We start from the raw sequence: 12,732 nt of genomic DNA on the forward strand, positions 1-12,732 counted from the left end.
AACACCATGGCCGAAGCAAAAGTACTCAGTGGCGCAGGCCTGCGCGGCCAGGTCGCCGGCCAGACCGCATTGTCCACCGTGGGCCAGGCCGGTGCCGGGCTGACCTACCGGGGTTACGACGTGCGTGACCTGGCCGCCGGTGCCGAATTCGAAGAAGTCGCCTACCTGCTGCTGTACGGCGAGCTGCCGAGCAAGGCCGAACTGGCCGACTACAAGCGCAAGCTCAAGGGCCTGCGTGACCTGCCGCAGGCGCTGAAGGAAGTGCTCGAGCGCATCCCGCGCGACGCCCACCCGATGGACGTGATGCGCACCGGTTGCTCGGTGCTCGGTACCCTGGAACCGGAGCTGACCTTCGAAGCCCAGCGCGAGAAGACCGACCGCCTGCTCGCGCTGTTCCCGGCGGTGATGTGCTACTGGTACCGCTTCACCCACCACGGCGTGCGCATCGACTGCACCAGCGACGAAGACACCCTCGGCGGGCATTTCCTGCACCTGCTGCACGGCAAGAAACCCAGCGACCTGCACGTCAAGGTGATGAACGTTTCGCTGATCCTTTACGCCGAGCACGAATTCAACGCTTCCACCTTCACCGCCCGCGTCTGTGCCTCGACCTTGTCCGACCTGTATTCCTGCATCACCGCTGCCATCGGCTCGCTGCGCGGCCCGCTGCACGGTGGCGCCAACGAGGCGGCGATGGAGCTGATCGAGCGTTTCCAGAGCCCGCAGGAAGCTACTGCCGAGCTGCTGCGCATGCTTGAGCGCAAGGACAAGATCATGGGCTTTGGCCATGCCATCTACAAAGAGTCCGACCCGCGCAACGAGGTGATCAAGGGCTGGTCGAAACAGCTGGCCGACGAAGTGGACGACAAGGTCCTGTACCCGGTTTCCGAAGCCATCGACAAGACCATGTGGGAGCAGAAGCGCCTGTTCCCCAATGCCGACTTCTACCATGCCTCGGCGTATCACTTCATGGGTATTCCGACCAAGCTGTTCACCCCGATCTTCGTCTGCTCGCGCCTGACCGGCTGGGCGGCGCACGTCTTCGAGCAGCGCGCCAACAACCGCATCATCCGCCCGAGCGCCGAATATGTCGGTGTCGAGCAGCGCAAGTTTGTGCCGATCGACCAGCGCTGAGGCCTGGGTCGCTCCCACTCCGGTGTAGGAGCGGCCTTGCGTCGCGACACGGGCGCGCAGCGCCCGTAATGGCCAGACCTGCATACCGAATACCGTGACCGAGCCTGATAACGATATGAACACTGCATTTCGCAAGCACCTGCCAGGCACCGACCTGGACTATTTCGATGCCCGCGCGGCGGTCGAGGCGATCAAGCCCGGCGCCTACGATGGGCTGCCTTACACCTCCCGCGTGCTCGCCGAAAACCTGGTGCGCCGCTGCGACCCGGCCACCCTCGACGCCTCGCTGGGCCAGCTGATCGAGCGCAAGCGCGATCTCGACTTCCCATGGTTCCCGGCGCGGGTGGTGTGCCATGACATCCTTGGCCAGACCGCGCTGGTCGACCTCGCCGGCCTGCGTGACGCGATTGCCGACAAAGGCGGTGACCCGGCCCAGGTCAACCCGGTGGTGCCGGTGCAGCTGATCGTCGACCACTCGCTGGCCGTCGAATGCGGTGGCTTCGACCCGCAGGCGTTCGAAAAGAACCGGGCCATCGAAGACCGCCGTAACGAAGACCGCTTCCACTTCATCAACTGGACCAAGAAGGCCTTCAAGAACGTCGACGTGATCCAGCCGGGCAACGGCATCATGCACCAGATCAACCTGGAGAAGATGTCGCCGGTCATCCACAACGACCGTGGCGTGGCCTACCCGGATACCTGCGTCGGCACCGACAGCCATACCCCGCACGTCGACGCCCTGGGCGTGATCGCCATCGGCGTGGGTGGCCTGGAAGCGGAAAACGTGATGCTTGGCCGCGCCTCGTGGATGCGCCTGCCGGAAATCATCGGCGTCAAGCTGACCGGCAAGCTGGCGCCGAACATCACCGCCACCGACCTGGTGCTGGCCCTCACCGAATTCCTGCGCAAGCAGAAGGTCGTTGGGGCCTACCTGGAGTTCCACGGCGAGGGCGCTCGCGCCTTGACCCTGGGCGACCGTGCCACCATTTCCAACATGGCCCCGGAGTACGGCGCCACTGCAGCGATGTTCGCCATCGACCAGCAAACCATCGACTACCTGCGCCTGACCGGCCGCGAAGAGCAGCAGGTCAAGCTGGTGGAAACCTATGCCAAGGCCACCGGCCTGTGGGCCGACAGCCTGGGCGGCGCGGTTTACGAGCGCACCCTGAGCTTCGACCTGGGCAGCGTGGTGCGTAACATGGCTGGCCCGTCCAACCCGCATGCCCGGGTCGCCACCAGCGACCTGGCGGCCAAGGGTATCGCCGGCAAATGGCAAGAGGTACCCGGGCAGATGCCGGATGGCGCGGTGATCATCGCTGCCATCACCAGTTGCACCAACACCAGCAACCCGCGCAATGTGATTGCCGCAGGCCTGCTGGCACGCAACGCCAACAAGCTGGGCCTGGCCCGCAAGCCATGGGTCAAGTCCTCGTTGGCCCCAGGCTCCAAGGCCGTGCAGCTGTACCTGGAGGAGGCGGGGCTGGAAAAGGAACTGGAGCAGCTCGGCTTTGGCATCGTCGCCTTCGCCTGCACCACCTGCAACGGTATGTCCGGCGCCCTGGACCCAGCGATCCAGCAGGAAATCATCGACCGTGACCTGTACGCCACCGCCGTGCTGTCGGGCAACCGCAACTTCGACGGGCGTATCCACCCCTATGCCAAGCAGGCGTTCCTTGCCTCGCCACCGCTGGTGGTGGCCTACGCCATCGCCGGTACCATCCGCTTCGACATCGAGAAGGATGTGCTGGGCGTGGTCGATGGCAAGGAAATCCGTCTCAAGGATATCTGGCCCAGCGACGAGGAGATCGACGCCGTTGTCCGTGCAGCGGTCAAGCCGGAGCAGTTCCGCAAGGTGTACATCCCGATGTTCGCCATCGAGGAAGACCGTGGGCCGAAGGTGGCGCCGCTGTACGACTGGCGCCCGATGAGCACCTACATCCGCCGCCCGCCCTACTGGGAAGGGGCGCTGGCCGGCGAACGTACCCTGCGCGGCATGCGCCCGCTGGCGCTGCTGCCGGACAACATCACCACCGACCACCTGTCGCCGTCCAACGCCATCATGCTCGACAGTGCCGCCGGTGAGTACCTGGCCAGGATGGGCCTGCCGGAAGAGGACTTCAACTCCTACGCCACCCACCGTGGCGACCACCTCACCGCCCAGCGTGCCACCTTCGCCAACCCCAAGCTGTTCAACGAAATGGTGCGCAATGCGGACGGCAGCGTGAAGCAGGGTTCGCTGGCGCGGATCGAGCCGGAAGGCAAGGTGACCCGCATGTGGGAGGCGATCGAGACCTACATGCAGCGCAAGCAGCCGCTGATCATCGTTGCCGGCGCCGACTACGGCCAGGGCTCGTCGCGTGACTGGGCGGCCAAGGGTGTACGTCTGGCCGGGGTCGAGGCGATCGTCGCCGAAGGCTTCGAGCGCATCCACCGCACCAACCTGGTTGGCATGGGTGTGCTGCCGCTGGAGTTCAAGCCGGGTACCGACCGCAAGACCCTGGGCCTGGACGGCAGCGAGACCTACGACGTGCTGGGTGCGCGTACGCCACGGGCGACCCTGACCCTGGTGGTGACCCGGGCCAGCGGCGAGCGCCTGGAAGTGCCGGTGACCTGCCGCCTGGACACCGCCGAGGAAGTGTCGATTTACGAGGCCGGCGGGGTGCTGCAGCGCTTTGCCCAGGACTTCCTCGAAGCCACCGTGTAATTGCAGGGGGCCGCTTTGCGGCCCATCGCGACACAAGGCCGCTCCTACAAGCGTCAAGCGGTCCCTGTAGGAGCGGCCTTGTGTCGCGATGGGCTGCAAGGCAGCCCCAGAGGTCATATGCATCTCAGACAGGACAGCACATCCATGGCTCATGTACCGCAAGTAAGAATCCCCGCCACCTACATCCGTGGCGGCACCAGCAAAGGCGTGTTCTTCCGCCTGCAAGACCTGCCCGAACGGGCGCAAATCCCCGGGCCGGCTCGCGATGCTTTGCTGCTGCGGGTGATCGGCAGCCCGGATCCCTATGGCAAGCAGATCGACGGCATGGGCGGCGCTACCTCGAGCACCAGCAAGACCGTGATCCTGTCGCAGAGCATCAAGCCCGATCACGATGTCGACTATCTGTTCGGCCAGGTCAGCATCGACAAGGCCTTCGTCGACTGGAGCGGTAACTGTGGCAACCTCTCTGCCGCAGTCGGTTCGTTCGCCATCAGCAGCGGCCTGGTCGACCCCGCGCGCATCCCGCGCAATGGCGTCGCCACCGTTCGCATCTGGCAGGCCAATATCGGCAAGACCATCATCGCTCACGTGCCGATCAGCGAAGGTGAAGTGCAGGAAACCGGCGACTTCGAACTGGACGGGGTGACCTTCCCGGCCGCCGAGGTGCAGCTGGAGTTCCTCGACCCGGCGGCCGACGAAGACGGCGACGGTGGCGCGATGTTCCCCACCGGTAACCTGGTCGATGACCTCGTGGTGCCGGGGGTGGGTACCTTCAAGGCGACCTTGATCAATGCCGGCATCCCGACCATCTTCGTCAATGCGGCAGACATTGGCTACACCGGCACTGAACTGCAGGATGCCATCAATGGCGACGCGCAGGCACTGCTGCGCTTCGAGACGATCCGCGCCCATGGCGCCGTGCGCATGGGGCTGATCGAGCATGTCGACCAGGCTGCCGGGCGTCAGCACACGCCAAAAGTGGCCTTCGTCGCGCCGCCGAGCACCTACACTGCGTCCAGTGGCAAGGTGGTGCAAGCGGATGATATCGACCTGCTGGTACGGGCCCTGTCCATGGGCAAGCTGCACCACGCCATGATGGGTACGGCGGCGGTGGCTATCGGTACTGCGGCGGCCATTCCGGGTACGCTGGTGAACCTGGCTGCTGGCGGGGGCGAGCGTAGCGCCGTGCGTTTCGGGCACCCCTCGGGCACCCTGCGGGTGGGAGCCGAGGCGCGCCAGGTGAATGGTGAGTGGACAGTGACCAAGGCAATCATGAGTCGCAGTGCTCGGGTGCTGATGGAGGGCTGGGTTCGCGTACCTGGCGATAGCTTCTAACGCACGAACTGGCGCTCGGCTTCAAGCGGGGCCGCTGCACAGCAGCCCCGGCACTTTTGAAGGGAGCTGCATATGAGCGCCAACGTAGACCTCAATGACCGCCCGGATTATGACCAGGTGCTGCAAACCCTTGCCGACTACGCGCTCGGCTACCGGGTCGAATCACCTGAAGCCCTGGACACCGCCCGCAACTGCCTGATGGACACCCTCGGCTGCGGCCTGCTGGCCTTGCGCTTCCCCGAGTGCAGCAAACTACTCGGCCCGCTGGTGGAGGGCACCGTGGTGCCCAATGGCGCCCGTGTCCCAGGTACCAGCTACCGCCTCGACCCAGTCAAGGCGGCCTGGGACATCGGCTGCACGGTACGCTGGCTGGACTATAACGATACCTGGCTGGCCGCCGAATGGGCGCACCCCTCGGATAACCTGGGTGGCATCCTGGCGGTTGCCGACCATCTGTCGCAAAAGCGTGTAGCCGCCGGTGAAACACCGCTGCTGATGCGCGATGTGCTGGAGACCATGGTCATGGCCCATGAGATCCAGGGTGTGCTGGCGCTGGAAAACGCCTTCAATCGGGTTGGTCTCGACCACGTGATATTGGTCAAGGTGGCGTCCACCGCAGTGTGCGCAAGGCTGATGGGCGCCAACCGTGAGCAGATGCTCAGTGCCTTGTCCCACGCCTTCGTCGACGGCCAGGCACTGCGCACCTACCGCCACGCGCCCAACGCCGGTTCGCGCAAATCCTGGGCTGCCGGCGATGCTTCCAGCCGTGGTGTGCGCCTGGCCGATATCGCCCTGCGTGGCGAAATGGGCGTGCCAAGTGTGCTCACTGCACCCCAATGGGGTTTCTACGACGTACTGTTCAGCCACACCAACAAGGACCTGGCACTCAAGCCCGCCGAGCAGCAGGCGCTGCGCGTGCCGCAGGCCCTGGGTAGCTATGTGATGGAGAACGTGCTGTTCAAGGTCAGTTTCCCTGCCGAGTTCCATGCCCAGACTGCCTGCGAGGCGGCAGTCAGCCTGCACCCGCGGGTGCGCAATCGCCTGCACGAGGTTGACCGCATTGTCATCACCACTCAGGAGTCGGCAATCCGCATCATTTCAAAGAGCGGCCCGCTGGCCAACGCCGCCGACCGCGACCATTGTTTGCAGTACATGGTGGCGGTGCCCTTGATTTTCGGGCATCTAGTGGCCGAACAATATGAAGACGCCTTTCACGCCAACCATCCAAGCATCGACCGCCTGCGCGAGAAAATGGAGGTGATCGAAGATCCTCGCTTCAGCCGCGAATACCTGGAACCGGACAAGCGCTCGATTGCCAACGCGCTGCAGGTGTTCTTCAAGGATGGCAGCAGTACCGAGCAGGTAGTGGTGGAGTACCCGATCGGTCATCGGCGCCGGCGGGCGGAGGGCATACCGTTGCTGGAGGCGAAATTCAGGGCCAACCTGGCGACGAGGTTCGCCCGGCAGCGCTGTGAAGAGATTCTGGCGGTATGCAAGAACCAGCAGGCGCTGGAGGGGATGGCAGTGCATCGGTTCGTGGACCTGTTTGTGCTCTGAGAGACCGGCAAGGCCAGCACAGAGCCACAAAAAAGCCCCGGCATTTCTGCCGGGGCTTGTTCTTGTAGCTTGCAGCTTACAACTTGCCGCTCAGCTTACGCCTGAACCACCGGGATCTTGGCGTTGGCTGCCGCTTCGCGGAACTCGGCGATCTGGTCGAAGCTCAGGTAGCGGTAGACGTCGGCAGCCATGCTGTCGATGTCTTTCGCGTACTGCATGTACTCTTCGACGGTCGGCAGCTTGCCGATGATCGAAGCGACAGCAGCCAGTTCGGCCGATGCCAGGTACACGTTGGTAGCGTCGCCCAGGCGGTTCGGGAAGTTACGGGTCGAGGTGGACACCACGGTCGAACCAGTCTGTACGCGTGCCTGGTTACCCATGCACAGCGAGCAGCCTGGCATTTCCATGCGTGCACCGGCCTTGCCGTAGATGCCGTAGTAGCCTTCTTCGGTCAGCTGGTGAGCGTCCATCTTGGTTGGCGGAGCCAGCCACAGGCGGGTCGGGATACCGCCCTTGACCTTGTCCAGCAGCTTGCCGGCGGCGCGGAAGTGACCGATGTTGGTCATGCACGAACCGATGAACACTTCGTCGATCTTCTCGCCCTGTACCGAAGACAGCAGGCGGGCATCGTCCGGGTCGTTCGGCGCGCAGAGCACAGGCTCCTTGACGTCGGCCAGGTCGATTTCGATGATTTCAGCGTATTCGGCATCGGCGTCGGCCGACAGCAGCTCAGGCTTGGCCAGCCAGGCTTCCATGGCCTGGGCACGGCGCTCCAGGGTGCGGGCATCGCCGTAGCCTTCGCCGATCATCCAGCGCAGCAGGGTGATGTTGGACTGCAGGTACTCGGCAATGGCCTTTTCCGGCAGCTTGATGGTGCAACCGGCAGCGGAACGCTCGGCCGAGGCGTCGGACAGCTCGAAGGCTTGCTCGACGGTCAGCTCGTTCAGGCCTTCGATCTCGAGGATGCGGCCGGAGAAGATGTTCTTCTTGCCTTTCTTCTCGACGGTCAGCAGGCCCTTCTGGATGGCGTAGTAAGGGATGGCATGCACCAGGTCACGCAGGGTGATGCCTGGCTGCAGTTTGCCCTTGAAGCGCACCAGGACGGATTCTGGCATGTCCAGCGGCATGACGCCGGTGGCGGCGGCGAAGGCCACCAGGCCGGAACCGGCCGGGAACGAGATGCCGATCGGGAAGCGGGTGTGCGAGTCGCCACCGGTACCCACGGTGTCAGGCATCAGCATGCGGTTCAGCCAGCTGTGGATGATGCCGTCGCCCGGGCGCAGCGACACGCCGCCACGGGTGCGGATGAAGTCTGGCAGGGTGTGGTGGGTGGTGACGTCGATCGGCTTCGGATAGGCCGCGGTGTGGCAGAACGACTGCATCACCAGATCAGCGGAGAAGCCCAGGCACGCCAGGTCTTTCAGCTCGTCGCGGGTCATCGGGCCAGTGGTGTCCTGGGAGCCGACGGTGGTCATCTTCGGCTCGCAGTAGGTACCTGGGCGCACGCCCTTGCCTTCCGGCAGGCCGCAGGCACGACCGACCATCTTCTGCGCCAGGGTGTAGCCTTTGCCCGAATCGGCAGGCTGCTCCGGCTTCTTGAACAGGTCGGAAGCACCCAGGCCCAGTTCGGCGCGAGCCTTTTCGGTCAGGCCACGGCCAACGATCAGCGGGATACGGCCGCCAGCGCGGACTTCATCCAGCAGCACTTCGGTCTTCAGCTGGAAGGTGGTGACCAGTTCGTCGCTGCCGTGACGGCGCACTTCGCCCTTGAACGGGTAAACGTCGATGACGTCGCCCATGGCCAGGTTGGTGCAGTCGAATTCGATCGGCAGGGCGCCAGCGTCTTCCATGGTGTTGTAGAAGATCGGGGCGATCTTGGTGCCGAAGCAGAAGCCACCGGCGCGTTTGTTCGGTACGTACGGGATGTCGTCGCCGAAGAACCACAGCACCGAGTTGGTAGCCGATTTACGCGAGGAGCCGGTACCGACCACGTCACCGACGTAGGCAACCGGGAAGCCCTTGGCCTTGACCGCTTCGATCTGCGCCAGCGGGCCGACCGAGCCAGGCTGCTGCGGCTCGATGCCGTCACGGGCCATTTTCAGCATGGCCAGGGCGTGCAGCGGGATGTCAGGGCGCGACCAGGCGTCCGGGGCAGGCGACAGGTCGTCGGTGTTGGTTTCGCCAGGCACCTTGAACACGGTCAGGGTGTACTTGTCGGCGATCGCCGGACGCGAGGTGAACCACTCGCCGGCAGCCCAGGATTCCAGCACGGCCTTGGCGTGAACGTTGCCGGCCTTGGCCTTTTCGGCCACGTCGTGGAAGGCGTCGAACATCAGCAGGGTGTGCTTGAGCTGTTCGCCCGCGACGGCGCCCAGTTCGGCGTCATCCAGCAGCGCAACCAGCGTTTCGATGTTGTAGCCGCCCTGCATGGTGCCCAGCAGTTCGGTGGCGTGCTTGCGGTCGATCAGTGGCGACTTGGCTTCGCCCTTGGCGATGGCGGACAGGAAGGCTGCCTTGACGTAGGCGGCTTCGTCGACCCCTGGTGGTACGCGGTGGGTGATCAGGTCTACGAGGAAGGCTTCTTCGCCGGCCGGCGGGTTTTTCAGCAGCTCGACCAGGCCTGCAGTTTGTTCGGCGTTCAGCGGCTGGGGCACGATACCCAGGGCGGCACGCTCTTCGATGTGTTTGCGGTAGGCTTCAAGCACAGTTATTTCCCTCATCAGTGGTCCCTAAAGGGGGTCCGGGACGCTCATCCAGCATTCAATGCACCCATGCGCTGCCACGGCTTTGTGGGCCGCCCAGCCAGAGTCGCAAGGAATCCTTACAGAAGCTGCTTTCAAAGTTTTACGCCTGCAGAACGGAAAGCTGATGAGGGCTGGCACGGGCATGCGAGGGATGCATGGCCCGGGCCAACGCCGTTCTACCGGATGAACTGTGCTCGTGACGCTTTGAAAACAGCTTCCAACGGACATTGTTGCCTTTGAAAAGGCCGGATGATTCTACGGCAAAAAAAGCCCGAAGGTAAGGCGGCGAAGACGACTTTAACGAGTGACCCTGGTTAGACAAAGGGCTAACATGGGCCTGTGTTCCACCGCCAAGCTGTTGTTTTTCATGTCCAACAAGTCCATCAAGACCCCTTGTGTCGGCCTTTGCTCAACGGTGTATGGCGACACGGTATGCCGTGGCTGCAAGCGGTTTCACCATGAAGTGATCCACTGGAACGGCTACGACGATGCGCAAAAGCGTGCGGTGTGGCTGCGCTTGGAGCAACTGCTGGTGCAGGTGATGATGGCCAAGCTGGAAGTATTCGACAAAGCCCTGCTGCGCCAGCAACTGGAGCAGCGCTCCATCCGCTTTGTCGAGCAGCAGTCCGAGTATTGCTGGGCGTACCAGCTGATTGCCCGCGGGGCCCGGATGATTCGCGACCTGGAGGCTTACGGTATGGTGCTGCTGCCGGAGTTCCGCGACTGGGAGCTGCCGCAGCTGCGTGATGCCATCGATCGCGAATTTTTCCTCTTGTCCGAAGCGCATTACCAGCGTTACATCGCGCCGGCCTTCCTGCACAAGGCCTTGGGTGAGTAGCTTCCCTCTGGCTTGCGAAGGCCCGGGTTCATAGCGTAGAGGCTCTTTGAACTGACGGGGAGCGTCAGCATGAGCGAATACCTATTTAACTCCCGGGAAACGTTCCTGGCCCGCTGCTGGTGGCAAGCTTCGGCGCAGCGCATCGAGCCGCAGGCATGGGTCGATCAGAAACACCGGTTATCCGCGATGTGGGTAGAAACCGGGAGCCGGGGCAATCGAGGCCACTGGGATCACTATCTGCAGAGCGAGGGAAACGGCGTGCTGGAAAAACGCCTTGACCCGATTGATTACCTTTCACCGAGCCAGCGCTACTTCGAACTGTTCTGGTTCGGTGCCTATACCAAGGGCAGTGCAGGGCCGGGCAAGCGCCTGTATTACGAGATCCGGCCTGCTGACCGGAAATGGAACATTGCCCGCTGGGCACTGGATTCGAACGCTTGGTCGGGCTATGTGGGCATCTGGGAAACCGATGAAGCGCAAGGCGCCCTGCGCAAGCCCGCTTCCGCCCGGTTATGGACGATCGATGGCCTGGCGCCGGAAATGCAGGAAGGTGAGCGCCGCTTCAACGTGCTGCTGTCGACGCCAAATGGTGGAAACCTCCGGCGTTACGCAAGTGAAGGCGCGCTGTTTTTCAATACCAACAAAGGTGACGCCGGGCGCGTCGCGATGGAAATCCTGAGCTTTCCCCACCAGCACGGTGAGGTCTGAGCGTGGCCGCCGGCCTCTGCGATGAGTGCGTAGGGCCGGCATTCACGACGCTTCAGTCGCCGGTATATTCACAGCCGCTGGTGCAGGTTTCATGAATGCGCACCTTGGACAGTTCAGGCATCAGCGGCTTTACCTGGTCCCAGATCCATTTGGCGATGACTTCGCTGGTAGGGTTCTCAAGCCCCGGGATGTCGTTCAGGTAGTTGTGATCCAGCTGATCGTAGATCGGCTTGAAGATCGCCTTCACCTCGGCAAAGTCGCGGATCCAGCCGGTGTGCGGGTCGAGCGGGCCGGTCAGGTGCAGGCCGACCTTGAACGAGTGGCCGTGCAGGCGGCCGCATTTGTGCCCGGCAGGGACGTTGGGCAGGCGGTGCGCCGATTCGAATGTGAACTCTTTGAAAATTTCCACGCTGGCATGACTCTGTGTGAATCGATAATGCGCGCAGTCTACCAGCATGGCCGCTACAAGGCTTGCAGCTGATCATGCAACCGCCCGGTGGCGAGCAACTCCAGCAACTCGTCGCCCAGCCGCTGGCTTTCGGCAATGGCCTTGTACCAGTAGCGTTTACGGCTTGGCGCATCACCCATGAAGCGCTTGAAGTCGTTACGGTCAGGCAGCTTGCCGTAGGGCAGAGCGGCCAGGTATTGCGCCGAGGGCGTCATCAGCAGCACGTTCTGCAGGCGCGTGGCATCGCCCCTGCGCCAGGGCAGGGCCTTGTCGAACCAGCCAGGCACGACCTTGTCGGTGAAGTGCGGGTACAGCACCAAATCGTCGCCGCGGTAGGGCAGGTCGAGGTGGTAATCGAGCAGGCCGCCGTCGCGGTAGGTGCCGGCACCGGCGCCGGGGATGTCTTTCACACCCTCCATGACCATGGGGATGGAGCCCGAGGCGAGCAGGGCATGGCGCAGGTTGGCCAGGTCCAGCGGCAGGCAGCGCGAGGGGAAATCGGTGAGCGCGTCGAGCGGCGGCGTGGCGCGGCCATCGTGGAGGATGATGCGTTCGAAGTGACGGGCCAGGCGCGCACGGCCAAGCAGGTTGCTGGCAACCACCGAACCCAGGCCAAGGCCCAGGCGCGCGCGATGGTCGTGGGCAAGATGCCCATGGCTCTTGACCACCAGGATGTTCAGGCGATAGTGCGGGTTGGCCAGCAGCTCGCCGTCGCGGCCTTGCAACAGGTCATCGAGCATGCGTTGGCAGCTGCGGCTGATCTCGGAGGGCGTGACGCCCTTGGCAAAATCCTGCTCGGTATACAGTTCGCCCAGGCGGCGGATGCCTGCGACCGGGTCGTCAAGGCAGGCACTGGCGAAGCGCCAGGCACCGATCGAAGCGCCGATCAGGGCACGCTGCCGGGGCGCCGACGGCAGCCATTCACCGAACAGTGCCAGGTCCAGGCCCTGGATGCCCAGCGGCTTCGGCCCACCCGCCGCGCCCGGCAGCACACCGACATCGGCCGCCTGCAAGCCGCGCTCGCGGATCTGCCGCAGGGCACGCTGGCCGGCCTTGAAGGTGAGGGCGGGGTACTTGACGTGGATGGCGCTCATGACGGGTCTCTTGGGCGGTGACTGGGCATTATAGGGACGCTGCGAGGTATCTGTGCAGGTCAGCAAGCCGCTGGCCCATTGACCTGCGCTATCATGCCGGCAGTTGTTTTCAGGTTGAATTAAGGACCGCTGGGTAATCTTAACCCCGTAGACAACTTGTACAGTTCTCA

The 12,732-nt window shown here is 63.7% G+C and carries 9 protein-coding genes; 6 read left to right on the plus strand and 3 right to left on the minus strand.

All coding sequences use genetic code 11. From position 1 onward, the window contains the following. Positions 1-6 precede the first annotated feature (6 nt). The 4 genes from prpC (at position 7) to prpD (ending at position 6,730) form a co-directional block, all read left to right on the plus strand. Positions 7-1,134, plus strand: coding sequence for a bifunctional 2-methylcitrate synthase/citrate synthase (prpC, locus tag HU763_RS09580; RefSeq protein ID WP_186684469.1), 1,128 nt, complete (start codon positions 7-9; stop codon positions 1,132-1,134). A gap of 115 nt (positions 1,135-1,249) precedes the next feature. Continuing rightward, on the plus strand, positions 1,250-3,838 hold the full coding sequence (acnD, locus tag HU763_RS09585; protein WP_186684471.1) for a Fe/S-dependent 2-methylisocitrate dehydratase AcnD: 2,589 nt from the start codon (positions 1,250-1,252) through the stop codon (positions 3,836-3,838). Between the two features lie 144 nt (positions 3,839-3,982). Then, positions 3,983-5,173, plus strand: coding sequence for a 2-methylaconitate cis-trans isomerase PrpF (prpF, locus tag HU763_RS09590; protein ID WP_186684473.1), 1,191 nt, complete (start codon positions 3,983-3,985; stop codon positions 5,171-5,173). A 72-nt stretch (positions 5,174-5,245) separates the two neighbouring features. Next, complete coding sequence (prpD, locus tag HU763_RS09595; protein WP_186684475.1) at positions 5,246-6,730, plus strand: 2-methylcitrate dehydratase; 1,485 nt, start codon at positions 5,246-5,248, stop codon at positions 6,728-6,730. A gap of 95 nt (positions 6,731-6,825) precedes the next feature. On the opposite strand, the gene acnB is transcribed toward prpD, so the two are convergent. After that, complete coding sequence (acnB, locus tag HU763_RS09600) at positions 6,826-9,435, minus strand: bifunctional aconitate hydratase 2/2-methylisocitrate dehydratase (protein ID WP_170034114.1); 2,610 nt, start codon at positions 9,433-9,435, stop codon at positions 6,826-6,828. A 406-nt stretch (positions 9,436-9,841) separates the two neighbouring features. Here acnB and HU763_RS09605 point away from each other — a divergent pair, with 406 nt between their 5' ends. Beyond that, a complete protein-coding gene (locus HU763_RS09605) occupies positions 9,842-10,312 on the plus strand; it encodes a DUF1289 domain-containing protein (RefSeq protein WP_170029234.1) in 471 nt (156 codons plus the stop codon). A 69-nt stretch (positions 10,313-10,381) separates the two neighbouring features. Then, on the plus strand, positions 10,382-11,020 hold the full coding sequence (locus HU763_RS09610; RefSeq protein ID WP_186684476.1) for a hypothetical protein: 639 nt from the start codon (positions 10,382-10,384) through the stop codon (positions 11,018-11,020). A 52-nt stretch (positions 11,021-11,072) separates the two neighbouring features. Here HU763_RS09610 and queD read toward each other — a convergent pair whose 3' ends face one another. Together queD and HU763_RS09620 are read right to left on the minus strand one after the other, a co-directional pair. Beyond that, positions 11,073-11,429, minus strand: a complete 357-nt coding sequence (gene queD / locus HU763_RS09615; protein ID WP_170029236.1) for a 6-carboxytetrahydropterin synthase QueD — start codon at positions 11,427-11,429, stop codon at positions 11,073-11,075. Positions 11,430-11,482: 53 nt separating this feature from the next. Further along, positions 11,483-12,562 (minus strand): patatin-like phospholipase domain-containing protein, encoded by a 1,080-nt coding sequence (locus HU763_RS09620; RefSeq protein ID WP_170029237.1) that lies wholly within the window; start codon positions 12,560-12,562, stop codon positions 11,483-11,485. Positions 12,563-12,732 lie beyond the last annotated feature (170 nt).

The sequence above is a fragment of the Pseudomonas anuradhapurensis genome, from assembly GCF_014269225.2.
Classification (GTDB): Bacteria; Pseudomonadota; Gammaproteobacteria; order Pseudomonadales; family Pseudomonadaceae; genus Aquipseudomonas; species Aquipseudomonas anuradhapurensis.